This is a genomic window from Enterococcus sp. DIV1537a (assembly GCF_051712085.1).
In the GTDB taxonomy this organism is placed as follows: domain Bacteria; phylum Bacillota; class Bacilli; order Lactobacillales; family Enterococcaceae; genus Enterococcus; species Enterococcus faecalis.
Genome location: NZ_JBIOOE010000001.1, coordinates 94,880 through 118,125, shown reverse-complemented (window position 1 = coordinate 118,125; position 23,246 = coordinate 94,880). Strand labels below are relative to the sequence as shown.

Here is a 23,246-nt window from a genome sequence, read left to right as displayed (position 1 = left end):
TTGATTGTTGGCCCTCAAACAAATCTTCTTCAGTTAAAGAAGACTGGCACGAATCAAGCTTGATTCGTGCCAGTCTTTATAGATAACTCGTTAGCTTTAACTAGTTTTATTTAACCACCATATACTCACGATAATTTTCCGAGAACGTATCCATTAGCGTATAAATTCGTTCAAAATCATAGTCACGACTAGGGTCATCATACCAAACACATTGAATACTTCCAATAATTGGAAGATTTGGGCTACCTGCTGGCACATCTGTAAATGCTTTTTTCGACATATTTGCTAAAGCATCGTCATATTGATAAATGCCAGAATCAACATTGCCAGCTACCCAATACCACGCATCATTGGTATTAAAAATTTTGTGTCCTTTTTGAACAAAGTACTCAGGTTTGGCTACGTCATACCCACTCCAACCGGCTGTCCAATAAGAAATAATAATCTCTGGGTCAAATGTACCGAAAGAATCGTCGCTGTTGTAATAAATGCCATCATTGAAGCTCATTGGCTGCATGCCCGCATCTTTAATTATTTTAGCTAAATCATTCGCATAAGCGACAAAATCCTTGTAGCGCCCAGAAGATTGCAGTTTTGCCCAACCGCCTGTATCGACATCATTTGCATACTCATCGCCACCAAAATTGAAAATTTCACTATGCGCGGAAAAATAAGCCACGTACTTACTGATAATTGCCTTTGTGAAATTCACTGCCTTTTGGTTCCCTAAATCTACTGTTCGTTTTGAGCCATCAAAAGCGGGATTTTTAATCGCTAGTTTTTCCATGGCCACTAACAACGCATCCATATGTCCTGGACTGTTAATCACGGGAATGATGTTGATGTTGCGCGCTTTCGCAAAAGCCAACAACCGATCCATTTCTTTTTGTGTTAACGCGTTGCCATTAGGATCATTGTAATACGCGTTGTTGCCTCGTTGGATTGCTTTTGAAACCCGGTTGTGGTTGTATTTTTTACCATTCACATTGACCGACATATCATCCAAGATAAACCGTAAGCCATCATTTCCTAAAATTAATTGGACATCTGTGTACCCATTTTGACTGGCTTTGGCCACTAATTCTTCCAGTTGTTCCACGGAAAAATATTTTCTTCCCGCATCAATGGAGAAGACACTTTTTAAAGGTTGTGTTTGTTTCTCTTTTAAATTATCCAAAGCTGTTTGGACCTCCGTTTGCCAAGTAGTCACTTGCGCGGCTGTATACGTTTTTCCCGCAAGTTCTGTTGCGACTGTCTCTTTTGTTGTTTGTAGTGCTTGAATCGTTTCTGGTGTATAGCTTTCTGCCTTTTCAATGGCTGTAACTGCTTGATCCAACGCACGATATAAAGTGGTTAAGTCAATGGCTAACAGGCCTTTTTCTAATTCAGCATCATAGGTATTTGAAATCCCTTGGCCATAATCGCCACCTAAAATAGCTTTATTCACATCATAAAGCGTCGTTGCTTGTGTCACTGCTTCTGCGGCTTTATTTTGTGCTTCAAGGTCTGTGTTGGCGTAGCTAATTCGTTTTAAATAGTGTTGCGCAGCCGCTTTCATCTCTGCAAGAGAAACGCCTTTACTCTCTGCAATGGCCGTTTTTGTCCAAAGTAAATTAGAAGGTTTTATCTGATTTAAATCGTCTTCATTATAGGTGCGACCATCGCGATCTAAGGCATAGAGGAACATGCCCCCTAAATTATTTTCATAAGAATAACGAGCTACTTTATACATGTTACTTTCCATATACGGCTCTTTTGTGTCATACCAGCGGTTGCGATCTTGCTCTTCTGGGAAAGTTAATCCTGGAACAAATCGTTCCCCATTGAGAACCGGACTTAAATTATTTAATGCTCGTTGCGTGCGTTGGTCATCGCTGCCATACTGTTGATACGCGAGAAAATCGAAACAGTCACTGACATCTTGTAAAGGTGGTAAATATTCTGCATTGGTATCATACAAAAATGGACGATCCGTTCCCGACTTCGGTCCAATGTATTTTGATAATGCACGAATGACACCATTAGATAGAACAATATCTTTTTCACTTGGACGAGTTTCCATGTCAATATCTAACCCATCAATTCCTAAATCATCGACAAATTTGGTTAACAACTCTTTCGCATAAGCATCAAATTCTGCTTCTGTAGGCGTTGTTCCTGCGTAAGGAACTTTTAATAGCTCGTTGTAATCAATCCCACGAACTAAACGAACACCTCGTGCATGCAGTGCTGGCGCATACTCATTTTTTAACGTATCATAAAATGGCTGTGCAAGTGCTTCTTGTCCTTTTGGCACATAACTAAAGACATTCACAATGTCAATACCATAAGGAATATCGTGCATCGTTAGCCAATTTCCATCTGGCAATGTTGTATTAACTCCTTGCATCGTTTTGTCACGCCAAGCCCGATAATAAACCATAAAATGTTTCTCTTGGGTCGGCTCATTGGCTTGGCTGATCATTGGTTGATGAAACAGACTAAATAAGATAAACGCCAAGCCAACCAATAACGAAAGACCCAGCCAACTGACAATTGTTTCTCTGTTTTCTCCTTTTCTTGTCGATAAATTGTTCCCCACTTTGAACACCATTCCTTTCTGCACTCCGTTCATTTTTGTGTATCCGCCAAAAAAGAAAGCGCATACACAACCATCAATAGAATAACAAAAAATAACGAATTTGCAAAATAGAAACTGGAAAAATGAGGATTTTCTATAAAAATCTTTTCCCGCCTAAAATCACTTTCGTTAGGCGGCGTTTAAATGTAAATTTTGAGACTTGCAAGAAAAACAGGCCTATTTTTCTTGCAAGTCTCCTTTACTTAGTCGTGATCAACATCGGCGATTTTCACAACAATTTTCCCTTGTGCTCGTCCTGTCAGTGAATAATCCACCGCTTCTTGAATTTGGCTAAAAGGTACGACTCGGTCAATTATCGGCTGTAATTTCCCCTGTTCAATGAACTCAGTGAGTAAAGCTAATTGCTCGCCATCGGGACGCATAAACAAAAAATGATAACTAACATCTGTGTCTTGCTCCAATCGATGAATCTTGCGGGTAGCTATTTTAAAGGCCCATTGTTTCCAAAGCGGCAAGCCATACTCTTTAGCAAAACGTTCGTTGGGAATGCCTGACAATGTAACAACTTTTCCCTGAGGTTTAACCACTGAGAAAGCTTTTTCTAAGATTGTCCCCCCCATTGTATCAAACACATAATCATAGTCGGATAAAACTTCTTCAAAATTTTGTGTCCGATAGTCAATCACTTCATCTGCTCCCAACGCTTGAACCCATTCTTTATTTTTACTACTCGTTGTGGTGGCAACGTAAGCGCCCGCTAGTTTTGCTAATTGAATCGCAATGGTTCCAATCCCTCCTGAACCTGCTTGAATCAGGACTTTCTGGCCTGGCTGTACATTCATAATATCATGTAGCGCTTGATAACTTGTCAAACCGACTAACGGAATGGCCGCAGCTTCTTCAAACGTTAAATTTTTCGGCTTCATAGCTACAGCCGCTTGATCCACAGCAATATATTCAGCAAAAGTTCCCACGCGATTTTTGGGTACTCGTCCGTAAACTGCATCGCCCAGCCTAAAATTTTGAACATTTTTTCCAACAGAGACAACAATCCCAGCAAAATCACTGCCTAAAATCAGTGGCATTTGATAATTTAAAAGCATCTTTACTTTGCCATCTTTTGTTTTTAAATCAATCGGGTTGATACTGGCAGCGATAATTTTGACCAAAACATCATTGTCATGAATGGTGGGTAAGGGCACCTCCTCGATTGCTAATTCTTTTTGTCCGTATTTATGAATTAAAGCGGCTTTCATCATTGAATCTTTCCTCTCTTTCTATCCCTTTTATTGGTTTAAAAGTTTAAACCATTAATCAATTAGTATCTTAACGAAAAATGGAATCCACGTCAAGTTTCAGCCCTTAGCGTATTTCATTGACAAAAAACACGAAAAATGGTTTAATCGTTTAAAAATGCGAACCAAAGGGGCGAAAGAATATGAAAGAATTAGAAGAAATTCAAACAGAATTTACTGCGCTTAGTGATTTTTTAATCGCATTGGGTGATGAAAAACGCCAAGCAATTATTATTGCACTGTTAGAAGACCAGGCCTGTGTTGGCCGTCGTGTCACTGAGTTAACAGAGGCGACACAACTCTCACGTCCCGCTGTTTCTCACCACTTAAAAATTTTGAAACAAGCCAAATTAATTGATTGTCGCAGTGAAGGAACTAAAAATTATTACTCACTTTCTCACGATACCACCAAAATTGAGCAACTCCAACAACTATTGACCCACATTACGTCGATTATGCCAGGGAGGAAGCAAGCATGAAAAAAATTCTCGTGGTCCTCACAAACGTTTCCCGTTATCACGGCACCGAAGAACCAACGGGCCTCTGGCTAGGTGAAGCCACGGAGTTCGTGGAAGAAGTAACCAAAGCAGTATTTTCAGTTGACTATGTTAGTCCCCAAGGAGGCTATGTCCCTTTGGATCCCCGGAGTATGAAATATGTAGATTCATCCATTATGGCAGTTTATGAAAGTGCTGATTTTCAAGAACGAGCGCTAGCACATTCCCTCTCTCTTGAAGAAATTGAGCCAGATGAATACGCAGCAATTTACTTTACAGGAGGCCATGGCGTTATGTGGGACTTTCCTGATAATCCTCAGTTGCAAGCAATCACTCGTAGCCTTTACGAACAGGGCAAGTACCTAACTTCTGTTTGTCACGGAATTGCTGGCCTTTTAAATGTCAAAGATGCGTCAGGAAATTATTTGATTGCAGATAAAACCATTACTGGCTTCACTACTGCAGAAGAAATTTTAGCCATGAAAAAAGCAGTTGTTCCTTTCTTAAACGAAACAATTGCCAAAGAACATGGTGCTACTTTTGCGAAAAAGCGTCCCTATAAAGAATTTGCGTATCAAGATGGCCGTATAATCACTGGGCAAAATCCTTTTTCTGTCCGCGCTGTCGCAAGATTGTTAATTCAACAACTATCAAAATGAAACAACAGCGACTACTTTTAGGTAGTCGCTGTTGTTTCATTGCTTCTTCTTTTTTCCGAAAGCCGAAGCCCTAACATAAAAAATTTTTGATTAGCTAAAGAGTAACATCGCGCCAATTAAGATAATTAGGTTAATTAAGCCTAAGACAATCATTGGTTTGGCCATGAATTTTGTCCAAGTGGCATATTGAACTTTGGAAATTTCCAAACCACCCATTACGACACCAGATGTTGGCGTGATCAAATTAATCAAGCCACAACCTGAAGCAAAAATCATAACCATCACTTCTGGACTTAAACCAATGTTTTTAGCTAACGCACCCATTACAGGAATAGAAACGTACGCTAAACCAGAAGTTGAAGGAATTAGGAAAGATAAACCTAAGTATAAAACAAAGGCACCGATGACAAATAAGACTGGGGAGAGTCCTTGTAATAAGCCTGCCGCTTTATCAAGGATAAATGAATCTAAATACGTTTTAGACATCAAAACAGATGCCCCGCGAGCAACTACAATGATTAAAACAACGGATAACATATCTTTGGCACCGTCGATAAATGCTTCAATGGTTTCTTTTTCAGTAAAGCGACCAATCAAGGCAGCAATGATACCTAAAAGGAAGAACCACATCGCTAAGTCGCCAAAGTACCAGTCACCGAAACTGTTGCCTGTTAAAACAGACGTCCAGCCTTTGAAAATCGTCACTCCAAAGTCGTTCCATGGAATTAAGGAAACAATCATAATGACAAAACAGAAAGCGAATACCATTAAGATTTTTTTATGACGATTCGTAAATGGCATTTCTTTCGACGCTGCTTGTCCATACGTTTTTTCCATATCCTCTTGTTCTTGTAAAGATAAAATTGTTGAACCTTTGTCAGCCTTCACTTTTTTCGCATAACGCATCACAATGAAAATAGAATAGCTAGTAGAGGCCGCCCACAAAATAGCACCGACAATTAAAATAATTCCTGTATTCGGCTGAATGCCAATACCTCGCAACGCATCCATCGCTACCCCTGTGGAGAAAGGGTTAACCGTTGAACCGATAACACCTGATCCTGCACCCAATAACACAGTACCCACTGCGACAAACGTATCAAAACCAGCGGCGACCATGGTGGCACTCAATAAACCATAAAAAGGAATTGTTTCTTCTGCCATTCCATAAGTCGAACCACCAATAGAAAATAAAATCATTAAAATCGGAATGATTTTCAATTCGTTCCCTTTTAACTTTTTAACGACTGATTGAATCCCTGCTTCAAGAGCCCCAGTTTGCGTCACAATATTTAAAAAGCCACCGAGTACTAAAATAAAAATATTAATTTCAATGGCATCTTTAAACCCATTGAATGGAGCCATGATAATATCCGATAATTTGGCCCCTACCACGTGGTCAACCATTTTGCCATCAATTTCTCTTGGGGTAAATGGCTGGCCATTTAGCAAGACCGTTACGATACCTAAAACAATTAAAATAATAAATAAAATACTAAAAGACGAAAGCTGTTTTTTGTTTTTCTTCTTTTTTTCTGCCATATCCTTTTATACAGGAACCTACTTTCCTGTATCTCCCTTCTCTATGATTAATTACTCAATCGATCAATAAAGAATGGCGTATCTAGAAAAGTTAAGAATTTATGACTGTAGCTAATACGGTTCATTTGGACTAATTTTTTCATAACACTGCTTGCTGTTTCCCGCGTAGTTCCACTCATTCGTGCAATGTCATTAATGGTAATTGGACAAGTAATTGCAACGCGTTCTCTGTTGTCAATTCGTTCTCCTAAATCATTTAATAACATCGCCAGTGATGTCACAATCCGTTCACATGCATCATTGGTTGTTCCTTTTTGGATTTTGATCATGCTTTCTTTTAAAAGGACCGATTGTTCTTGAATCCAATGAATCAATTGCTGGGGATTATTTTGGAGAAAACGCTCAAACAGTTTAACTGGCACAAACACAACCTCAATATCCGTATAGGCAATCGCGGAGTCGTAATGAACCTCATCTTGAAACAGTCCGATTCTCGGAAAAAGAGCCTGCTTTTTCATAAAATGCAGATAGGAAAAATTACCACTGCGATCATTTTTTTCAATTTTAATGACACCTGAAACCAATAAAATCAAATGATTTCTCGGATCACCTGGATAAAAAAGGACTTGGCCTTTTTTATAGGAGCGAACGAAACTCTCGTTGCGCAATTCTGTTAGTTCTGATTCAGAAAAGTATTGAAAATCTTGATTATTTTTAGTGATTATTTTCTCTATCATCATCTTAATTCTCCTAAATACTATACTTTATTTTGTCACAACCGTTCCTACGATTTCATCGCCGCTCATACTTCCTAAGTTTTCCAAAGAAGTGATAATTGCTTGTTTATTGGGTTGGCTTTCTACAAACTGAATGGCGGCTTCAATTTTCGGTAACATACTACCTGGTGCAAAATGACCCGCTTGTTTGTATTCTTCCAACTCTGCTACAGTGACATTGGTTAATTGTTTTTCATCTGGTTTGCCATAATTAATACACACATAATCCACGCCAGTTAAAATAACTAGTGCATCCGCATCCACTAATTCTGCCAGTTTTTCAGAAGCAAAATCTTTATCGATTACTGCTTCGACACCTTTTAATTCTTGTCCTACGACAGGGATGCCACCACCACCACATGAAATGGTAATTATATCATTTTTTATTAAGGTATTAATAGTCTCAGCCTCGTGGATGTCAATTGGCTTAGGACTTGGAACGACTTTGCGCCAGCCACGTCCTGCATCTTCTTTAAAAATAGCACCTGCTTGCATTGCTTCTTTGGCTTCAGCTTCTGTTAAAAATGGACCGATCGGTTTTGTTGGATTTTTGAATGCCTCATCTTCTGGATCCACCACCACCTGTGTTAAAACAGTAGCCACTTGTTTCTTGATTCCTGCTTTGTTTAATTCTTGATTAAGCGCATTGGACAACCAGTAGCCGATACTTCCTTGTGTCATAGCAACACACGTATCTAGCGGCATCGCTGGATTTTTTTCAGAATCAGCTGCTTGTTGTTGCAATAATAGATTTCCGACTTGTGGACCATTGCCATGTGAAACAATCAACCGATGCCCTTGTTTAATTAAATGAACTAAATAGGCAGATGTTTGAACTAATGCTTGCTGTTGTGCATGTGCGCTAGCATCATTTGAAAGGATGGCATTTCCGCCTAGTGCAACGACCATTTTTTTCCCCATTACAAATCCTTCTTTCCTATCATAATAAAGAATAGGCCGCCCTTCAAAAGAAACTCTTAAAGGGCGAAACAACTATTCTTTTTTCAATGTTTTTTCAGTTGCTTCCTACACACGAGGAATGAATAAGTTGCCTAAAGTAGCTGCCATGATTGCTTTAATGGAATGCATTCTGTTTTCTGCTTCTTCAAATTGACGACCATATTTACTGCGGAAGACTTCATCCGTAATTTCCATTTCAGTAATGCCAAATTTTTCAGCAACCATTTCTCCGTATTGTGTTTTCGTATCATGAAAGGCTGGTAAACAGTGTAATACGATTAAATCGCCATCCATGTTTTCGGTTTTTTCTAACATAGCCATATTAATTTGATAAGGTTTCAACAGATTGACACGTTCTTCAAATTTATCTTCTTCACCCATGGACACCCAAACGTCTGTATATAACACGTTGGCTCCTTTAACACCTTTAGCAACGTCGTCTGTAATCATTAATTCTGCACCAGATTCTTTCGCAAATTCTTTTGCATAATTAACGACTTCATCAGAAGGGAACAATTCTTTTGGTGCACAAATGCGAACATTTACGCCTAAAATAGCACCTGTCACTAACAAGCTGTTTGCCATGTTGTTACGGCCATCGCCGACATATACTAAAGTGATTCCTTCTAAACGACCAAAGTTTTCTTTCACTGTCATAAAGTCCGCAATCATTTGTGTTGGATGCCATTGATCCGTTAAACCATTCCAAACAGGAACACCAGAATATTTCGCTAAATCTTCCACTACTTCTTGACTAAACCCACGGAACTCAATCCCGTCAAACATACTACCTAAAACAATCGCTGTATCTTCAACAGATTCTTTTTTACCTAATTGAATATCGTTGGCGCCTAAATACTCAGGATGTGCCCCTAAATCAATCGCTGCTGTAGTAAATGCAGAACGTGTCCGTGTCGAAGTTTTTTCAAATAAAAGAGCGATATTTTTTCCTTCTAAATAGTGATGTGGAATCCCTTTTTTCTTCAATTCTTTTAAGTGAATACTGAAGTCTACCAAATACTCTAATTCTGCTCTTGTAAAATCTTTTTCTGCTAATAAACTACGTCCTTGAAATACTGAATTCATGATGATTCCTCCTATTTTTGGGTGTTTTTTAAAGATCTTCACGGTAAAGTGGCATGCTCATACAACGAGGGCCACCACGGCCACGTACTAGTTCACTTCCTGGAATGTAATTCAATTTCACGCCTGCTTCTTCTAGCGCTTTATTCGTAATCGTATTCCGATCGTAAACAACAACTTCCCCAGGGGCAATTGCTAATGTATTTGAACCGTCGTTCCATTGTTCACGGGCTGCTGCTGTTAAATTTCCAGCGCCGCAACGGATTAATTGAACATTGTCTAAATGCAAGTATTTGCATAAAATGTTATCTAATGTATCTTTTTCTTTTGTAATTTGGATGTCTCCATCTGCTTTTTCAGTGATCGAGTAAACAACCAAACCACCTTCGATTTCTGGATGAATCGTAAATTTATCATAGTCAATCATGGTAAAAACGGTATCTAAATGCATGAATTTACGATGTTCACCGATATCAAAAGCCAAGATATTTTTGAACCCTAATTTTTGTTCAAAAATATTTCTCGCAATTTTTTCAATTGACGCGGCATCCGTTCTTTGAGAAATCCCAATGGCCACTACTTCTTTTGAAAGAATTAATTCATCGCCACCTTCAATTCTGGTTGATTCTGAACGATCATAGACTCTAGGAACCTCTTTTCCAGCAAAACGAGGATGATAATCAAAAATGTATTGCCCAAAAATGGTTTCCCGTTGTCGAGTTACTGAATACATATGATTTAAAGAAATCCCGTGGCCCATTGTCGCAAAGTTATCACGTGTGAAGTATAAGTTAGGCATTGGATCAATAATGAATGGATAATCCGCTTCAACCATATCTGTTAAAAATTCTTGCTCATATTTAGGTAATTCTTGTTTTTGAATGCCTGCAATCGCTTTTTGAATCAGTTCTTCGTTGTCGTCAATTTCTAACATTAACTCTCTAACTTTTTCTTTTGCTGATTCACTGCGAATATTGGCTTCTTCTAAGAATTGGTCAATAAATTGTCGGCGGACCTCTTCATTAATCAACGCTTCAGCAGCTAAGTCCTCTAAATAGACCACTTCGATATCTTTTGATCGTAACAACTCTGCAAATGCATCATGTTCTGCTTGTGCTTTTTCTAAAAACGGAATATCATCAAACAACAGTCTCTCCAGATAATCTGGCATTAAATTTTCTAATTCCTTACCTGGACGATGCAACATCACTGTTTTCAATTTCCCGATTTCAGAAAATACATTAATTGGATGACTCATGTGAAATAACCTCCTCAACTTAATTACAAACACAGAATAACAGACCTGATTAACCTAGGACGTGAGCCATTTGCCAAACAAAATACCAAATATACAACGGTATTCTTTCTTATGCATATTTCCAGCCTAAAAGAATGCGCTTTCATAGATATTCTAAAAAAATAATGCATAATTAAATAAAAAAAAATGCATTTATTCAAAAAAAAATTATTTCTCCATACACTTCATAAAGTTATAATCTTATAGAGGTAAAAGGAAGTGAGCCAGAAGTCAAAACGACTTCTGGCTCACTTCCTTTTATGCGTTACTTTTTGACAAAGGTGTTGGCTGAATAAATTGTTGAAAATACTGCTCTAGTTCTTGTGCTTTTTCCTCGGATGATGAAACAATAATAACAGTGTCGAAGCCAGCGACAGAACATTTCTTTTCACACAAAGACACTTCATCAAGTACAGCTGAAAACAATGTTGCGTTGTCTGGTAATGTATGAACCACTAGTAAAAAGGCGACACGTTCAACTTTGGTCACTACCTCACGAATTGCTTGTATCAACTGTTCTTTTTTTCGTTCTTCTAAAGAAGTGAATTGTTCAAAAATCGTTAACCGCATCTCGCCAGACTCATCTAATGCTTTGACGACTTTTAATTCCCATAAATCCCGTGAAATCGTTGCTTGTGCGACATTTATCTCGCGCTTTTTTAATTCTCTTAACAACTCATTTTGACTATGAATTACGGTTGTTTGAATGATTTCTTTAATCAAACTTTGGCGTGTTTGCTTATTCACAAATAACACCCTTCCTCCAGACATTTACAAAGCAATACTAGCAGAATCTCTCTAATTAGAATAGAAAAAGGGTCGTTTAGCTAAAAGGTTCTCATTGATTTTGTCGGATATTTCTCATTTAAAAAAGTGAGACTTGCACAATTTAGTAAAACGTTGTACAGTGATTTTAGGGAATTACTGGCACCGTTTTAAATAACAGCAATGATGTTTTTTTGCATGATTAACTGAACTGGAGGAAAGTAATGAACCGATTAAAACGCCAAACGATGATTAAGCGATTGGTCACAGAAAATGAAATCCATACACAAAGTGAATTACTAGCATTATTGGAGAAAGAAAATATTCACACCACACAAGCAACTATTTCTCGTGACATTCGTGAGCTGAATTTAAACAAAGTAGACAATGGTCAAGGAGAAGCCTATTACCGTATCTTGAATAATTCTGCCCTTCGTCCAAAATATAAAACAGATGAAGAACGTCTTGTTGACATTATTATTGAAACTGGTGTTTCTTTAACACAAATAGAGTTCACAAATCTTTTAACCGTCTTACCTGGCAACGGGCAAGCCATTGGGGTTTTAATTGATCGCATACGTATCCACAACCCTCATATCTTAGGCTGCATCGCTGGGGATGATACCATCTTAATTCTTTCAAAAAATAAAGAAGATGCCCTTGAAGTTAACAACTATTTCCAGCAGTATTTGTACCACCCATAATTCGTCACTTAGTGAAATCGACTATTTTTTGACATCATTGCTATTTTTGTTAAAGATAAATAAAAAAAGGCGTCTCAGTGAAAGCTGAGGCGTTTTCTCATGAGTTTTTCTTTTGAACACCTTCTTTTTTTTGTATAATAATCAAAAAGCAAAGAAAGGGTTTCTTATGACTGAACAATTCATACTCACTTCAAACGATCAACAAACTCAGCTCAATGTATGTCATTGGCCCTGTCCTTCACCCAAAGCCGTAGTTCAATTGATTCACGGCATGGCAGAGCATATCCAACGTTATGATGAATTTGCTCGTTTTTTAAATCAATTAGGGTTTGCCGTAATTGGTCATGATCATCTAGGTCATGGCGAATCTGTACAACCAAGCGCACCGATCTATGGTTTTTTTGGAGAACAAGGGCCTGAAAATGTCGTTACAGATATTCATCAAGTGAAACAATGGGCTGTGAATCGCTATCCACAATTGCCCTATTTTATGATGGGTCACAGCATGGGGTCTTTCGCCTTGCGCAACTATCTGCAAGACTATCCTGTGACTATGCAAGGAGTCATTTTCATGGGCACTGGAACAAGTCCGTTACCTTTAACCGCAGCATTGCCTTTTATTAAAAAAATGGCCGAGAAACAGCCGAAAAAAACAGCTCCGTTCATTGATAAGCTGGCATTTGGTTCTTTTAGCAAAAAATTTCCTGAAGCAGGTTCCTTTAATTGGCTTTCTAAAAATCAAGCCAATGTGGCTGACTATGAAAATGATCCATTAATGGGTTTCGTATTTACCAATAATGGTTTTGCTACCCTTTTTTCGCTTGTTAAACGAGCCAACCAAAGGAATTGGTACCAATCGATCCCAAAAGAATTGCCTATTTTAATCATTAGTGGCGCTGAAGACCCAGTTGGTGATTTCAGCAAGGGGCCAGCGAAAATTCAAAAGCAATTAAAGCATGCAGGTTTTCAGCACGTGACGTTACGACTATTTCCCACATTGCGTCATGAAATTTTATTAGAAACGGAAAAAGCTACAGTTTTTCAAGAAATTGGGCATTGGTTAACGGATTTAACGAATTAAAAAAGAAGGTTGATGTTGTGACATCAACCTTCTTTTTTAATCTATTTTCGTTAAACCGCCCATATAAGGACGTAGAACTTCTGGAATCGTTACGGTGCCATCTTCATTTTGATAATTTTCCAAAATGGCCGCCACTGTTCGACCAACAGCAAGTCCTGACCCATTAAGTGTGTGGGCATATTGAACTTGACCCGTTTTATCACGATAACGAATCAACGCCCGACGTGCTTGGAAGTCTTCACAGTTTGAACAAGAACTAATTTCTCGATACGTTTTCTGTGCCGGAATCCAAACTTCTAAATCATAGGTTTTCGCTGCCGAGAAGCCCATGTCACCTGTCGAAAGAGTAATCACTCTATAAGGGAGGCCCAATTTTTCTAAAATGTCTCCAGCATTGTTGGTCATTTTTTCTAATTCTTCATAGGAGTGTTCTGCATCACTAAATTTAACCATTTCTACTTTATGGAACTGGTGTAAACGAATTAATCCTCGGGTATCACGGCCTGCGCTACCCGCTTCCGAACGAAAAGAAGGACTTAAAGCAGTAAAATAAATCGGTAACTCTTGCGCCTCTAAAATTTCGTTATTATAGTAGTTAGTTAACGGGACTTCCGCTGTGGGGATCAGCGTCAAATCACTTTCTGCAACTTGGAAGACATCTTCTTTGAACTTAGGAAACTGACCGGTGCCAAACATTGCTTTGCTATTGACCAAATAAGGAGGAATCACCTCGGTATACCCATGTTCATTAACATGTTGATCTAACATAAAATTATAGACCGCTCGTTCTAAACGAGCCCCTAAGCCTTTGTAATAAAGAAAACGGCTACCAGATACTTTCGCGCCTCTTTCAAAATCTAAAATTCCTAAGGCTTCACCGATTTCCCAATGTGGTTTCGGTTCAAATGAAAAAGTTTTCGACGTACTCCACCGCCGAACTTCTACGTTGGCGGCTTCGTCTGCGCCAACAGGCACGCTCTCATGAGGTAAGTTAGGCAGACGTTCTGCAATTGCTGTGCATTGTTCTTGCAAATGAACAACTTCTTGGTCTAAAACTTTAATTTGCTCGCTAACTTCTTGCATATTTAGCAATTGTTGTGAAGCATCTTTTTGTGCACGCTTTAATTGTGCAATTTCTCCTGACACCTGATTACGGTGTTTTTTCAGTTCTTCAACTTTAACAAGTAACGCTCTCCGTTCTTCATCTAAAGCCAAAAAGCGTAATAAAACTTCCTCGTCCACACCACGTGTTTTTAACTTTTTCTGCACTACTTCTACATTTTGGCGAATTTTTTTCATATCCAGCATCTTATTTCCCTCTTCATGATTAAATTTTAAACAATGGTGAATTTTACTTTTTCAAAAATTTCATTCTTCATTCGTTGGCCAGTCGCTGTGCCAGCTAAGCCACCTAAACCCGTTTCTCTCAATTCTCGTGGTAATTGACGGCCAACTTTATTCATGGCTTCCACCACTTCATCTGCTGGTATTTTATTTACAATTCCAGCTAAAGCCATATCTGCAGCGATTAACGCATTGCCTGCACCTACTGTATTTCGTTTGACACAAGGAATTTCGACTAACCCAGCCACTGGGTCACAAACTAAACCTAATAAATTCCCTAAAGCCATAGCAAAAGCTTCAGAAGATTGGCGTGGTGTTCCGCCAGCCGCTTCAACAGCTGCAGCGGCGGCCATCGCTGAAGCACTGCCTACCTCGGCTTGACATCCACCAACAGCACCAGCAATCATCGCATTGTTGGCTGTGACCATTCCAAATAAAGAACTGGTAAACAAGAAACGAATTTGTTGATCACGCGTTAAATTCAAGGTGTTTTTAATCGCTGTTAAAACCCCTGGTAAGGTGCCACTTGCACCAGCGGTTGGCGTTGCGCAAACAACGCCCATTGCTGCATTGACTTCATTAGTACCTAGTGCGGCTTGAACTGCAGACATCATTAAATCACCTGATAACGTTTTGCCAGCTGCGCGGTATTTTTTTAAACGCGACGCATCACCGCCCGTTAACCCAGTAGGAGAAAAAACGCCTGCTCCTTCTTGCGAGCGTTTGACAGCAGCATCCATGACATCCAAATTTTGACCCATCTGTGTCCAAATTTCTTCATAGCTTTTTTGGCTACGCTCCATTTCTTGCTCAATCATCAAATCAGAGATTTTTTTTCCTGTTTTTTCAGCTTTATCGATAAATTCTTCAATCGAAAGGTACATATGTCAAACTCCTATCATAATAAGATTATTTTCGATGTGTCATCTAGTGAAAACAGTTGTTCTTTCACCGAGGAAATTGGTGCCGAATCTAAGTCAAAGATGAATAAAATTTGATTCCCTTCCACATAACGAGACACCGCATTCACTTGAATATTATTTTTTTGTAACGTATCTTTAAAAGCTTGCATCGCCTGCTCGTCTTGATTAATGACTAACAAAATAGGTAAAGGACCATGTAGTTGGACATTGAAACCATCTAATTCAATATATTTCACCTCGATAGTGCCGCCACCTACAGAAATTCCTGTTAAATGAATTTCGTGCGTTGCATCACTGAGTGTCACACATGCTGTATTAGCATGCTTCACTGGACTTTCTTCACTCATTTCTAAAAATTGAATCTCGATCCCTTGTTCTTCCGCAAGTTCAATGGATTGTGTTACGTTGGCATCATCTGCTGCTAGTCCAAGAATTCCACCAATAATTGCAAAGTCAGTCCCATGTCCTTTATGCGTGTCTGCAAAAGATTCATAATATTTAATCACAATTTTTTCTGGCGTTCCGCCGAATAACTTTCTTGCCGCTAAGCCAATTGCTAAGGCCCCAGCTGTATGCGAACTAGAAGGACCAATCATAATAGGACCGATAATGTCAAAACAACTTTTGTAGTTCATTACTTTGTTCACTTTTTTAGGTTTATTGATGGCCATAGCTGTGTTCATACGTAACTCCTCCTTTGGTTTTTACTGCTTCTTTTTCTTTTTCACTGGTTACTTCCGTCGTTCCTTCAAATTCTGGTGTATTATCCACCGCTTCAATTCTGTAACGTTTAAAGACCAGCGCACCTAAAAATCCAAACATCAGACTGACCACTGTGATAATCGCTACTGCTAGTAAAGTCGTTTGAATGGCATTGTTACCTAATGTCACAAGTAAACCAGCCCACGGCGTTGCCATTCCTGTCACAGGTACTTTTAAGCCAAAGAAAGTCACTACAATACCACTAACCATTCCTGAAAATAAATTCGTTGCGTAAATAGGAATTGGATTGGAGCTGATGATATCGACTTGTGTTAATGGCTCAATTGCCACAGCTAACGGGGTTGAAGCTGTGCCTAGTTTTAACTTTTTAAATAGCGCCGCATTGACAATGGAACTGCCGTAACAAGTCAACGCACCGACAGCCATTGGTACACCAGTCAAACCAATCAAGGCAGTTAAAACCATTGAACTTAACGGTGTCATACCAACAATCGGGATAATAGCACCTAAAATTGCGCCCATCACATATGGATTGCCATCTACTGCACTTAAAATCGTGCCCCCAATAACTTCTAGGACACCTAATACAACAGGTTGAATAAAACCAGCAACTAACGAGGCTGCGACTGGAATGACTAAAATAACGACTAATAAGTCAATCCCTTCTGGAATACGTTTTTGCATCTGCTCAACAACAAAAGATAAAAGATATGCGGTAATAAAGGCTGGTAACAAGCTGACTTTAATCAATGACAGACCTAAAATAATTGAAAAAACTGGACTAATCCCGAAAGCGAGCGGCACAAGAGCTCCAGCTGCTAAACCACCTAGACTACCCATAGTTTCACCAATTTGCGACACATAATCTAAATGAAAAACGCCGCCTACTGCATACCGCAAAAACGCCTCTGGTAGAAAGGTGGCACAAGCTGCACCAGACAAAGCACTTAAAGATTTTTTCCCTCGCGGTGCTTTAAAAGAGAATAGGGACATGCCACATAAAACTAAGACTAACATCAAGATTCCTGATAACGTTTTCATTTTTTTGCCTCCAACTATATTTTTTTATAACGGATGGTACTCCTGAATAAAATTTTTATTGCTCAACAAGTGAAAGAATGAGCGAGCATTCCGATGAACTAAAGTACAATGAGTAACAAAAATTTCATTCCACATTCAGAGTATACGACTAAACAAAAGTTTAGTCAATGTATTTTTTTAACGTAAAGAATCTTATTGCTTTTCCATTAAAAAAGTATTACACTAAAATTAATTTCAGTGTAGGGGAGGATATCACTTGGAGTCATATTTACGTTTAAGTGAAGTAGATAAACAAATCTTACATTCACATGCCTTAATGCTTGATGGATTAGGGAACTTCTTTGGTAGTACCCATGAAGTCATTCTCCATAGTTTAGAAAATTTGGAAAGTTCAGCTATCAAAGTCATCAATGGCCATTTCAGTAACCGCAAGGAAGGTGCCCCCATTACTGATATGGCGTTAAAAATGTTAAGTCAAGTAGAGTCGGAACATGATTACGCTGTGAAACCCTACTACAATAAAAATCAAAAAGGGGTTATTTTAAAATCTTCCACCATTCCAGTTATCGGTGAAAATGATCGTATTATTGGATTAATCTGTATCAATATGCATTTAGAAATGCCATTAATTGATTACTTGCAAGACTTATTACCTTCAGGACAACAAAATGATATGTCCCAAGAGCTTAAAAATTCTGAACATTTTTCTGACAATATTGACGAATTAATCACTACTTCACTGACAAAAGTAAAACAAGCAGTAGAAAGCGATCCAAATGTATCACATTTGAATCAAAATAAAGAAATTGTTATTCGTTTATATGATCAAGGAATTTTTAATCTCAAAGATTCTGTCATAAAGATTGCCGATCGATTAGGTATTTCAAAAAATACCATCTATTTACATATCCGCAATCATAAAAAAGAAGAAGCTTAAACCATCAAAGCCACCAACGCTAGTTAGCGTTGGTGGCTTTGATCACTTCTCTTCTATTTTAATTTGGTAAATCAAACAAGTAAGGTGTCCCTATTTCTCCATTTAACGTAACATCTAAGCGATTTTTTGTGCCGGGAACTAAATTACTGGCTGTGAAATTCCCTTGGGCATCCGCAGTAAAACTTGCTAAAATCACCCGCGCATCATTTGCACGCGACACTAAAATAGTTGCATTCGGTGCTGTTTTACCAGAAATTGTCCCTTGTTTCGGATCAATCGTAATATTGCTAAAAGAAAGCGCTGCTTCTTGTCCTGAACTTGGAATATCAATTTGGACAGGTGCACTATTCCGTTGATCAACGGTTGCGATTAATTGAGTAGTCGCTCCCGCTCTGGGACTAATTACTGTAAAATTGCCATTGGCATCCGCATAAAAAACACCTGCTTGTGCAGAAGCATCACCGACTACCGTTGCTGTAATGGTTGCATTAGGTAATGTAGTACCATTAATTTCATTTCTTTCAGGATTGAAAACAACATTGGTAATTGTAATGTTTGTATCAGGTGCTTGGTTTTGAGGGACTTCATTCGTTTCATCAGTTCCTGCAGAAGGCTGCGTGACATTTTCTGACGGATTTTCCCCTGCCACATTAGAATTTTGACCCGCGACAGACGAATGACTATTTTTCATTTCTTGTTGGCTAGAGGATTTCTGCGTGGCTTTCTTTGTTTCTTGCTTTGGATTAGAATCATTTGTGCTTGCTGTTTTTTTGTTTCCACATCCTGCTAGACTTAAAGACAATACACTGAACGTTAACATACTGAACAAAGCCATTTTTTTCATTTTTCGTTACCTCCAGAAATCTTTTTGTAACATTAATGTAACATTGTTTTAAAAATCTAGCAATAATTTTTCAACCGTTTTCCTTTTTGTTTAAAAAGAAAAAACCTGCACAAAGGCGTTTAGCCTTTGTGCAGGCTTTTATCTGCTAAATGGATTTAATGTTTGCGATAGCTTAAATAGTAAAAGCCAGAAACAAAAATGGCGCCACCAATGATATTACCTAAATAAACAAAAATAAAATTACGGAAAAAGTCTCCCCACTGAACGCCGCCTTCGAAAATTGCGGCTGGAATGATGAATGCATTCGCCACACTATGCTGAAAGCCAATTGCAACAAAAATCATTACTGGAAACCAGATGCCTAATAGTTTCCCCGCTGCATCTTTCGCACCATAACAAAGCCATAAGGCCAGACCTACGAACCAGTTACAGCCAATACCTGAAATAATTGCTTGAAGCCAAGTTGCTGCAACTTTATGTTCTGCAAGAGAAAGAACCTGATTTAAATAGGCGCCGCTACTGGTTAAACCTAAATAATGGCCAAAAAAATAGGCAACAAATAGGGCGCCAACCATATTTGCCAATGTAATTGTGACCCAGTTCACGATCAATTCTCTGAAAGAAACCTTTTTAGCAAACCAAGCCGTACTCACCGCCATCATGTTTCCTGTGATTAACTCACCACCAGCCATTAAAATAACAATTAGACCAATTGGGAAAACCGCAGCTCCCACTAAAGCTTGAACACTGGCTAAATCTGCTGGAATAGAGGCGGAAACACGCACATAAGCCAAATAGCCGAGGGAAATCATAGCCCCGCCGATAAATCCTAAAATGAGTTTTGCTACCAAAGGCTTTTGAATTTTTTTCTGACCATTTTCAATACTGATACTTAAAATTTCATCTGGTGTATACAAACATTTCACTTCCTTTGTTTTTTGTCCTCCTTTACTTTACCCTTATATCACAGAAATTCAAGTACTTTTGTGTATTTTTTCACTAAAAACTGTAGTTCTTTTAATTTTATATAAAAACATCCTGAAACAAGTCCCATTTCTTGTTTCAGGATGTTTACTTATCCGTTTTTAAAGAGTTATCTTTTCACTTTAAAACAATAGGTTGCTATGGCTAACGATAAAAAGCTCAGGCCTAGGAAGCTCCCAACTGCTGAAGATTGTTCCCCTGTTTTGGGGAATTTTTTCTTGGCAATTTTGGTCGTATTATCCGCTTTTTTGACTGTTCCTGACGATTCTTGATTCGTCTGTATCTGTCTAGTTGTTTGGTTTTCTGCTGCAGATTCCTTTTTTTGACTAGCCTTGACAGAGAGCTTTGAATTACTTTGAGCGTCATTAGGATCTTGATTCGACTCTTCCGCGTAAATGACAGAATTCTGGCCTTTGTTTTGGCTGCTTTCGTTTACAGTGCTTGGGGTGCTACTCTCACTTGTACTACTTGTTTTACTGGTTTCGCTGGTTGTGCTTGAGGTGCTGCTTTCGCTTGTGTTACTAGTTGTCTCTGTTGATTTTTCAACTAACAGAAGTAACGCCGTTTTTATGGTTTGTGTTAATTGATTAATACGCTTTTGTGCATCTGCAGGCGTTTTAAAGTCACCAAGTGTTGGCTCCAATAATTCTTCATCTGACCAAGCAAGCAATTTTTTTAACTGTTTAGGACTTTCTTCGCCAGTTGTTGTATCTATTAAGGTTTCTTGCATGGCTTGCCAAGAGTCTGTGGTATATACAGATTCGTCTAATTTATGGACGATTGCCAGTTTAGTTTCTGCTTCTGCACGCTCTAGCGTGATATCGGCTTTTTTGACTAATACTTTCATTGCAGATTGCAAATTAGCTGTTAACTGATCCACTTGTTCTTGGGTTTTGTCCCCACTCTCCTGACCTTCTGCTAACAATTGTGTCGCCTGCTGATAATAGGAAGGAACAATCGTTTTAGGCCCAATGGCAGTGAATAACTGCCAAGAGTAGACCGTATATTGGTTTGCTTCACCAATCGAAGCATAAACGGTTTGTAGTTGGGACAAATCAAGCTTTTTTGCCGGGGCCTCTACCGTCACCGGTACGTTCACTGTTACCAATGAACCTGTTTCATAAGTTAATTGAACAGTCACTTTTTGTTGGCCGATTTCATTTAAGACCTCTGGATTGACGATTTTAGCAGTTGGGACTGCTTCATCCGCGTCATTTGTATTAGCAACCAGTTGCTGCGGATCGATTGATTGTCCTTGCACAATCGTTGTAGCCACAGGGGTTGCTAAAGTATTTCTAACCGGAATTGGCGTATTTTTATATTGCTCATAAAGCGTTGGTGAAATTAATGATTCCCATGTTGCTGGCATTAAGCGATAGTCCGCCTCTGTCCAATTTTCTACCAATAATTGGCCGTTTTTAAGGCCATCATCTCGAGTATTGTCTTTCACAAAACTCGTTTCTGGTCGGAACCCACCGCCACTAGCGATTAACAATTCCCGACGTCGGTTTTGCGGAATATTATGGTAGTTAACAAACTGATTGTTGATAAATACGCCATTGAACACATTGTTATTTCCTGTATGTCGATTGTATTCCATCCCAATTGCATATTGATTGTCCCAATACTTCCAATCAAAAATGTTATTAGCCACTAACCAGTTAGAGAGTTCTGAAATAGCCCCCTCTGCTTGCGTTTCTGCCAAACCGATCTCTGGTGTTCCATACATAATGAGACCTGTATTTCGCAAATAATTATTCATAATCGTAATATTACGGCCTGATTTAAACTTAAATCCGCCAGCTGGACCATTTTGTAGTCCGCGTAAATGATTCCCCACCACCGTGATGTTTTGAGCACCACGGAAATAAATTGCATGATCTCCCACCAGACCATTCAAGTCTTCATTATCATAAGGTGAATAGAAAAAATTATGTTGAACAGTTACATCCTTCAGCATATTAAAAGAATTAACCCCGGTGGATAGATAGTTTTGTTCATTAGGTACTGAAATAGCACCGACTTCAATGGCTGTTTGCAAACGTGTAATAGTCGCTGCTAAGTCTGAACGACTGGTACTTTTAATCGCATCTAATTCTGTCACTTTTAAACCAAATAGATTGTCCACGATGTCTACATCTGACATATACTGGAAGCGACTTGGCGTTGAATAACCACCAATGTAAATCGCTCGGTTAAAATCACCTCCCGATTGCATATGTGCCGTGTCTCGCATGAAAATATTGCCTGAAATCTTAACGCCAATGTCTGCATTTAAATTGACCACGAATCCTTTTAATGGATTATAAAAGATATTGTTTGCTAGCGTTAATTGATTCGTCAATTTTAAGGTCACATTGATGCCGTCAAAAGCAATATTTTGAAGTCGTACATTGGTTTTCGTCCCGTACGTTGTGTCTGTTAGCTGAATCGGTGCACCTGTAGCATTATGTAAAATAGTGGCTCCTGTTGTATCGCCAATTAATTGATAATTTGAAGAAATCGCAATATCTTTTGACAGAGCATAACTTCCCTGTGGTAAAAATAATGCCCGTCCTTCCTTTGCTGTCTGACTCAGCAACGTCTGTAACTTATCTGTTTGATCCTCTGTGCTATTAGGCACCATCGCTTGCGCACCAAAAATCGTTGTATCTGTTGCGTTAACTGGTTCAACCGCTTCGGTCACCATTGGCAGACCAACCACTGTCAATAAACCAAATAGAAGAATGAGCATTGTTTTCTTCATGTGTTTCCCTCTTTTCATTCCGTTACTTCCAACGGCTTATTTTGTAAAAGTTGATACAGCGTAATAACACGACTGTCTTCGTATGCATAAATTTTTTTGAATTTTGGATTCATATGTAAGATACTTGTTACCTTTAACAAGTTTTGATTTGTGACTTCTAATTCTAAGGCCTCAACCAATTCCTTTAAGCGAACACCGGCACTATTTTCTTCACAACTTAAGATTTCTTCAATTTGTTCCATCCGTTTTTTCATCTTATCCCTCCTTCCTTCCCTTGCTCTTTCTATTATATAGAAAAATTCTTGTGAGAAACCTCAATATTTTTTAACTACCTGTTAAAAAAAGTAACAGTTCCTTTACTATCAATAGCTAACCATCTATTATTTACGATAAAAAAAGCACCTTTTTGACATAACTTTCAGAAGAATTGACGCAGTATTTATTAAAAAATAGCGAGAAAACGT

Annotated in this window: 21 protein-coding genes; 5 read left to right on the top strand and 16 right to left on the bottom strand. The window is 38.6% G+C overall.

The genetic code is table 11. The features are described from left to right. Positions 1 to 106 precede the first annotated feature (106 nt). Positions 107 to 2,614, bottom strand: a complete 2,508-nt coding sequence (locus IGJ41_RS00505) for an EndoS/ChiA family endoglycosidase (RefSeq protein WP_438713644.1) — start codon at positions 2,612 to 2,614, stop codon at positions 107 to 109. A 209-nt stretch (positions 2,615 to 2,823) separates the two neighbouring features. Further along, complete coding sequence (locus tag IGJ41_RS00500) at positions 2,824 to 3,840, bottom strand: NADP-dependent oxidoreductase (protein WP_010827081.1); 1,017 nt, start codon at positions 3,838 to 3,840, stop codon at positions 2,824 to 2,826. Between the two features lie 179 nt (positions 3,841 to 4,019). Here IGJ41_RS00500 and IGJ41_RS00495 point away from each other — a divergent pair, with 179 nt between their 5' ends. Together IGJ41_RS00495 and IGJ41_RS00490 are read left to right on the top strand one after the other, a co-directional pair. After that, positions 4,020 to 4,355 carry an ArsR/SmtB family transcription factor gene (locus tag IGJ41_RS00495; protein WP_002356136.1) on the top strand — a complete coding sequence of 112 codons (336 nt, stop codon included), beginning with the start codon at positions 4,020 to 4,022 and terminating at the stop codon, positions 4,353 to 4,355. Further along, positions 4,352 to 5,032 (top strand): type 1 glutamine amidotransferase domain-containing protein, encoded by a 681-nt coding sequence (locus IGJ41_RS00490; RefSeq protein ID WP_010827080.1) that lies wholly within the window; start codon positions 4,352 to 4,354, stop codon positions 5,030 to 5,032. The genes IGJ41_RS00495 and IGJ41_RS00490 overlap by 4 nt, the downstream gene beginning before the upstream one ends. A 90-nt stretch (positions 5,033 to 5,122) precedes the next feature. Here the strand turns inward: IGJ41_RS00490 and IGJ41_RS00485 are convergent, their stop codons facing one another. From IGJ41_RS00485 to IGJ41_RS00460, 6 genes are all read right to left on the bottom strand, one after another. Continuing rightward, complete coding sequence (locus IGJ41_RS00485; RefSeq protein WP_002356134.1) at positions 5,123 to 6,574, bottom strand: YfcC family protein; 1,452 nt, start codon at positions 6,572 to 6,574, stop codon at positions 5,123 to 5,125. Between the two features lie 47 nt (positions 6,575 to 6,621). Then, positions 6,622 to 7,314 (bottom strand): Crp/Fnr family transcriptional regulator, encoded by a 693-nt coding sequence (locus tag IGJ41_RS00480; protein WP_002356133.1) that lies wholly within the window; start codon positions 7,312 to 7,314, stop codon positions 6,622 to 6,624. 24 nt (positions 7,315 to 7,338) lie between these two features. Beyond that, positions 7,339 to 8,271, bottom strand: a complete 933-nt coding sequence (gene arcC / locus IGJ41_RS00475) for a carbamate kinase (protein ID WP_010822022.1) — start codon at positions 8,269 to 8,271, stop codon at positions 7,339 to 7,341. Positions 8,272 to 8,376: 105 nt separating this feature from the next. Then, positions 8,377 to 9,399 (bottom strand): ornithine carbamoyltransferase, encoded by a 1,023-nt coding sequence (argF, locus tag IGJ41_RS00470; RefSeq protein ID WP_160747730.1) that lies wholly within the window; start codon positions 9,397 to 9,399, stop codon positions 8,377 to 8,379. Positions 9,400 to 9,424: 25 nt separating this feature from the next. Continuing rightward, on the bottom strand, positions 9,425 to 10,651 hold the full coding sequence (gene arcA / locus IGJ41_RS00465; protein WP_002356129.1) for an arginine deiminase: 1,227 nt from the start codon (positions 10,649 to 10,651) through the stop codon (positions 9,425 to 9,427). Between the two features lie 297 nt (positions 10,652 to 10,948). Then, on the bottom strand, positions 10,949 to 11,461 hold the full coding sequence (locus tag IGJ41_RS00460) for an arginine repressor (protein WP_002387472.1): 513 nt from the start codon (positions 11,459 to 11,461) through the stop codon (positions 10,949 to 10,951). Positions 11,462 to 11,679: 218 nt separating this feature from the next. Here IGJ41_RS00460 and IGJ41_RS00455 point away from each other — a divergent pair, with 218 nt between their 5' ends. After that, positions 11,680 to 12,159, top strand: coding sequence for an arginine repressor (locus IGJ41_RS00455; RefSeq protein ID WP_002356125.1), 480 nt, complete (start codon positions 11,680 to 11,682; stop codon positions 12,157 to 12,159). Between the two features lie 130 nt (positions 12,160 to 12,289). Continuing rightward, the gene (locus tag IGJ41_RS00450; RefSeq protein ID WP_025191067.1) at positions 12,290 to 13,240 is read left to right on the top strand and encodes an alpha/beta hydrolase; all 951 of its coding nucleotides are present in this window, start codon (positions 12,290 to 12,292) and stop codon (positions 13,238 to 13,240) included. A gap of 36 nt (positions 13,241 to 13,276) precedes the next feature. Here IGJ41_RS00450 and serS read toward each other — a convergent pair whose 3' ends face one another. Genes serS through IGJ41_RS00430 form a run of 4 tightly spaced genes read right to left on the bottom strand, consistent with a single transcriptional unit; the run spans position 13,277 to position 17,271 of the window. Next, on the bottom strand, positions 13,277 to 14,548 hold the full coding sequence (serS, locus tag IGJ41_RS00445; RefSeq protein WP_010827078.1) for a serine--tRNA ligase: 1,272 nt from the start codon (positions 14,546 to 14,548) through the stop codon (positions 13,277 to 13,279). Positions 14,549 to 14,574: 26 nt separating this feature from the next. Then, positions 14,575 to 15,468, bottom strand: a complete 894-nt coding sequence (gene sdaAA / locus IGJ41_RS00440; protein WP_104855563.1) for an L-serine ammonia-lyase, iron-sulfur-dependent, subunit alpha — start codon at positions 15,466 to 15,468, stop codon at positions 14,575 to 14,577. A gap of 14 nt (positions 15,469 to 15,482) precedes the next feature. Continuing rightward, complete coding sequence (gene sdaAB / locus IGJ41_RS00435) at positions 15,483 to 16,178, bottom strand: L-serine ammonia-lyase, iron-sulfur-dependent subunit beta (protein ID WP_016616693.1); 696 nt, start codon at positions 16,176 to 16,178, stop codon at positions 15,483 to 15,485. Next, positions 16,165 to 17,271, bottom strand: coding sequence for a PTS sugar transporter subunit IIC (locus tag IGJ41_RS00430; RefSeq protein WP_002383466.1), 1,107 nt, complete (start codon positions 17,269 to 17,271; stop codon positions 16,165 to 16,167). The genes sdaAB and IGJ41_RS00430 overlap by 14 nt, the downstream gene beginning before the upstream one ends. A 316-nt stretch (positions 17,272 to 17,587) precedes the next feature. Between IGJ41_RS00430 and IGJ41_RS00425 the strand changes: the two genes are divergently transcribed. After that, a complete protein-coding gene (locus IGJ41_RS00425; RefSeq protein ID WP_002383467.1) occupies positions 17,588 to 18,208 on the top strand; it encodes a helix-turn-helix transcriptional regulator in 621 nt (206 codons plus the stop codon). Positions 18,209 to 18,266: 58 nt separating this feature from the next. Here the strand turns inward: IGJ41_RS00425 and IGJ41_RS00420 are convergent, their stop codons facing one another. The 4 genes from IGJ41_RS00420 to IGJ41_RS00405 form a co-directional block, all read right to left on the bottom strand. Then, entirely contained in the window at positions 18,267 to 19,052 is a 786-nt protein-coding gene (locus IGJ41_RS00420; RefSeq protein ID WP_104855562.1) for a hypothetical protein, read from the bottom strand. Between the two features lie 155 nt (positions 19,053 to 19,207). Further along, positions 19,208 to 19,969: a formate/nitrite transporter family protein gene (locus IGJ41_RS00415; RefSeq protein WP_153853727.1), complete on the bottom strand. Its 762-nt coding sequence runs from the start codon at positions 19,967 to 19,969 to the stop codon at positions 19,208 to 19,210. Positions 19,970 to 20,145: 176 nt separating this feature from the next. Beyond that, positions 20,146 to 22,800 carry a glycosyl hydrolase family 28-related protein gene (locus IGJ41_RS00410; protein WP_438713638.1) on the bottom strand — a complete coding sequence of 885 codons (2,655 nt, stop codon included), beginning with the start codon at positions 22,798 to 22,800 and terminating at the stop codon, positions 20,146 to 20,148. After that, positions 22,797 to 23,036, bottom strand: coding sequence for a hypothetical protein (locus IGJ41_RS00405; protein ID WP_002356115.1), 240 nt, complete (start codon positions 23,034 to 23,036; stop codon positions 22,797 to 22,799). Before IGJ41_RS00405 ends, IGJ41_RS00410 begins: the two co-directional genes overlap by 4 nt. Positions 23,037 to 23,246: the final 210 nt, after the last annotated feature.

What these genes read in the sequence shown, in the direction of transcription:
- IGJ41_RS00505 (WP_438713644.1), bottom strand. Translation starts at nt 2,614, where the DNA reads ATGAACGGAGTGCAGAAAGGAATGGTGTTCAAAGTGGGGAACAATTTA.
- IGJ41_RS00500 (WP_010827081.1), bottom strand. Translation starts at nt 3,840, where the DNA reads ATGATGAAAGCCGCTTTAATTCATAAATACGGACAAAAAGAATTAGCA.
- IGJ41_RS00495 (WP_002356136.1), top strand. Translation starts at nt 4,020, where the DNA reads ATGAAAGAATTAGAAGAAATTCAAACAGAATTTACTGCGCTTAGTGAT.
- IGJ41_RS00490 (WP_010827080.1), top strand. Translation starts at nt 4,352, where the DNA reads ATGAAAAAAATTCTCGTGGTCCTCACAAACGTTTCCCGTTATCACGGC.
- IGJ41_RS00485 (WP_002356134.1), bottom strand. Translation starts at nt 6,574, where the DNA reads ATGGCAGAAAAAAAGAAGAAAAACAAAAAACAGCTTTCGTCTTTTAGT.
- IGJ41_RS00480 (WP_002356133.1), bottom strand. Translation starts at nt 7,314, where the DNA reads ATGATGATAGAGAAAATAATCACTAAAAATAATCAAGATTTTCAATAC.
- arcC (WP_010822022.1), bottom strand. Translation starts at nt 8,271, where the DNA reads ATGGGGAAAAAAATGGTCGTTGCACTAGGCGGAAATGCCATCCTTTCA.
- arcA (WP_002356129.1), bottom strand. Translation starts at nt 10,651, where the DNA reads ATGAGTCATCCAATTAATGTATTTTCTGAAATCGGGAAATTGAAAACA.
- IGJ41_RS00460 (WP_002387472.1), bottom strand. Translation starts at nt 11,461, where the DNA reads ATGTCTGGAGGAAGGGTGTTATTTGTGAATAAGCAAACACGCCAAAGT.
- IGJ41_RS00455 (WP_002356125.1), top strand. Translation starts at nt 11,680, where the DNA reads ATGAACCGATTAAAACGCCAAACGATGATTAAGCGATTGGTCACAGAA.
- serS (WP_010827078.1), bottom strand. Translation starts at nt 14,548, where the DNA reads ATGCTGGATATGAAAAAAATTCGCCAAAATGTAGAAGTAGTGCAGAAA.
- sdaAA (WP_104855563.1), bottom strand. Translation starts at nt 15,468, where the DNA reads ATGTACCTTTCGATTGAAGAATTTATCGATAAAGCTGAAAAAACAGGA.
- sdaAB (WP_016616693.1), bottom strand. Translation starts at nt 16,178, where the DNA reads ATGGCCATCAATAAACCTAAAAAAGTGAACAAAGTAATGAACTACAAA.
- IGJ41_RS00430 (WP_002383466.1), bottom strand. Translation starts at nt 17,271, where the DNA reads ATGAAAACGTTATCAGGAATCTTGATGTTAGTCTTAGTTTTATGTGGC.
- IGJ41_RS00425 (WP_002383467.1), top strand. Translation starts at nt 17,588, where the DNA reads ATGCTTGATGGATTAGGGAACTTCTTTGGTAGTACCCATGAAGTCATT.
- IGJ41_RS00420 (WP_104855562.1), bottom strand. Translation starts at nt 19,052, where the DNA reads ATGAAAAAAATGGCTTTGTTCAGTATGTTAACGTTCAGTGTATTGTCT.
- IGJ41_RS00410 (WP_438713638.1), bottom strand. Translation starts at nt 22,800, where the DNA reads ATGAAAAGAGGGAAACACATGAAGAAAACAATGCTCATTCTTCTATTT.
- IGJ41_RS00405 (WP_002356115.1), bottom strand. Translation starts at nt 23,036, where the DNA reads ATGAAAAAACGGATGGAACAAATTGAAGAAATCTTAAGTTGTGAAGAA.